Source organism: Aquipuribacter hungaricus (assembly GCF_037860755.1).
GTDB classification, from domain to species: Bacteria; Actinomycetota; Actinomycetes; order Actinomycetales; family JBBAYJ01; genus Aquipuribacter; species Aquipuribacter hungaricus.
Genome location: NZ_JBBEOI010000368.1, coordinates 1 through 2,395, shown reverse-complemented (window position 1 = coordinate 2,395; position 2,395 = coordinate 1). Strand labels below are relative to the sequence as shown.

At 77.6% G+C, this 2,395-nt stretch carries 4 protein-coding genes; 3 read left to right on the top strand and 1 reads right to left on the bottom strand.

Translation table 11 applies throughout. From position 1 onward, the window contains the following. Positions 1 to 234: 234 nt before the first annotated feature. From WCS02_RS19720 to WCS02_RS19710, 3 genes are all read left to right on the top strand, one after another. Positions 235 to 702 (top strand): DUF3592 domain-containing protein, encoded by a 468-nt coding sequence (locus tag WCS02_RS19720; protein WP_340295983.1) that lies wholly within the window; start codon positions 235 to 237, stop codon positions 700 to 702. Positions 703 to 754: 52 nt separating this feature from the next. Continuing rightward, entirely contained in the window at positions 755 to 1,618 is an 864-nt protein-coding gene (locus WCS02_RS19715) for a DNA-formamidopyrimidine glycosylase family protein (protein WP_340295982.1), read from the top strand. A 116-nt stretch (positions 1,619 to 1,734) separates the two neighbouring features. Then, on the top strand, positions 1,735 to 2,052 hold the full coding sequence (locus WCS02_RS19710; RefSeq protein WP_340295981.1) for a DUF3592 domain-containing protein: 318 nt from the start codon (positions 1,735 to 1,737) through the stop codon (positions 2,050 to 2,052). A 76-nt stretch (positions 2,053 to 2,128) separates the two neighbouring features. On the opposite strand, the gene WCS02_RS19705 is transcribed toward WCS02_RS19710, so the two are convergent. Continuing rightward, on the bottom strand, positions 2,129 to 2,395 hold a 267-nt coding region (locus WCS02_RS19705), incomplete at its 5' end, for an SSI family serine proteinase inhibitor (RefSeq protein ID WP_340295980.1).

Below are 2,395 nucleotides of genomic sequence, written 5' to 3'. Positions count from 1 at the left end.
GCCGCGGCACCCCCGTCCACCCTGCCCCCGCGGCCCACGGGAGCACGCTACCGCCACCGGCCCCGGAGGCGGCGCCGGCAGGCCCGGGAGCCCTGGCAGGGGACCGGGCCGTGGTCGGGTCCCCGTCCGGGCGCCGGTGCTGCGACGATGGCGCCCGGCGTCCCCTCGCCGCCCCCCGGCCCCCGCCGCCCGTGGCTCCTGCACCCCGAGGAGCCGCGCCGTCCCTGGAGCAGCATGCGTCCCGCCCTGCCCGCTGTGCTCGACCCCGTCCTCGACCCCCCCGCCTGGGTGTGGGCCGTGCTCGTCCTCGCCCCGCTCGCGGTGCTCGTCACCGGTCTGGTGTCCCTGGTCCGGGTCGTCCCGCGGCTGCGGCGCGCCGAGGACGCCGAGGGCGTGGTCGTCGAGGTCGGCGACCAGGGCGCCGACGGCGGCCAGCGGATGTGGCGGCTGACCATCGACTACCGCGACGCGCAGGGCGAGCTGCACCGCGGCGTGTGGCACGGCGACTCCCGGCTGGACCGGTCGCTGTACTCCCCGGGGATGCCCGTCCCCGTGCGCTACGACCCCCGTAGGCCCGGCTGGGTGCACGTCCCCGGCGGCTCGCGCCCCCACCCGCTCGTCGTCCCCGTCGGCCTGCTCGTGCTCGGGCTGCTGTCGCTCCTGCCGGTCGCCGTCGCCGCCGGGGTGCTCGGCTCGGTCTAGGCGGTGCCGCCGAGGGGGTGTGCGGCGGGCGCGCGTGCGGCACCATCGGCGGGTGCCCGAGCTCCCCGAGGTCGAGGCGCTCGTGCAGTTCCTCGCCGGGCGCGCGGTCGGCCGCGTCGTCGCGCGCGTCGACGTGCTGGCGCTCAACGTGCTCAAGACCTTCGACCCGCCGCCGACGGCGCTGCAGGGCCTGTCCGTCGTCGGGGTGTCCCGGCACGGCAAGGTCGTCGACCTCGACGTGGACGGCCTGCACCTGCTCGTCCACTTCTCGCGGGCCGGCTGGGCGCAGTGGCGCGACCCGGCCCCGACGACCATGGCGCGGCCCGGCAAGGGCCCGCTGGCGCTGCGGGTGCTCCTCGACGACGGGGAGGGGATGGCCGCGCTCGACCTCACCGAGGCAGGCACGCAGAAGCGGCTCGCCGTCCACGTCGTCCACGACCCCATGACGGTGCCCTACGTCGCCGCCCTGGGCTCGGACCCGCTCGCGCTCGACGCGCGCGGCTGGGGCGAGGCGCTCGCCGGCACCCGGCAGCGGCTGAAGACCGTCCTCACCGACCAGAAGGTCGTCGCGGGCATCGGCAACGCCTACTCCGACGACATCATGCACGCGGCCCGGATCTCGCCCTTCGCCCCCGCGGGCGGGCTGGACGAGGACCGGCTCGAGCGGCTCGCCGACGCGACGGCGCTCGTGCTCGGCGGGGCGGTGCAGCAGGCGGTCGGCCTTCCCCCGGAGGCCCTCAAGGACGGCAAGCGCACCCGGATGCGCGTGCACGGGCGCACCGGCCAGCCGTGCGAGGTCTGCGGCACCGCCGTGGCCGAGGTGTCGTACACCGACACGTCGTTCCAGTACTGCCCGACCTGCCAGACCGGCGGGCAGGTCCTCGCCGACCGCCGCCTGTCGCGCCTGCTCAAGTAGGCCGTGGCCCCGGATCCGCCCACGGCGCTCACCACGCTCCTCGGGCTCGTCCCGCTCTTGGTCGGCCTGCTGTTCCTCTGCGGAGGGACCGTCTCGCTGGTCCGTGACCTCCCCCGGTGCGCCGCGCGCTGCGGGCCGACGGCGTCGTGGTGTCCGCCCGCGAGGGGACGAACGGGGGCGAGAGCACCCCGTGGGAGCTCACCGTCGCCTACCGGGACGCCACGGGGCAGGAGCGGCAGGCGGGCTGGCGGGGGGACTCGGGCCTCGACAGGACCCGGTACGCGCCGGGGACACCGGTCCCCGTCCGGTACGACCCCCGGGACCCCTCCTGGGTGTGGCTGCCGGGCGGGGGGCGGGTGCACCCGGTGCTCCTGCCGGCAGCGCTCACCGTGGTGGGTGCCGGGATCGTCGTCGGCTTCCTGCTCGTGAGCTGACCCCGGAACCGCGGCCGAGCACCTCGGCCCTGGCGACCCCGGCCGGCCCGGCAGCCACGGCAGCCCCGGCGGTCGCTCAGACGCTGCCGCGGTACGGCGCGAGGACCGCGCCCATCGCCGTGAAGCGCCGGGTCTCGCAGCCGTCGGTCAGCGTGTAGACGGCGGCCACGTCGACCGGCGCGCCGTCGGCCGCCAGCACCGCGCCGGTCACCTCGACGACCGCGTCGCCGCCGTACTGCTGCGTGCACATGGCGTCGGGCGCGACGGGCGCGAAGGGGTCGCCCGCGGTGACGGCCGCGCGCAGGTCCGCGCACGCCTGCGCGGCCTGCGGGTGGGTGCCGCT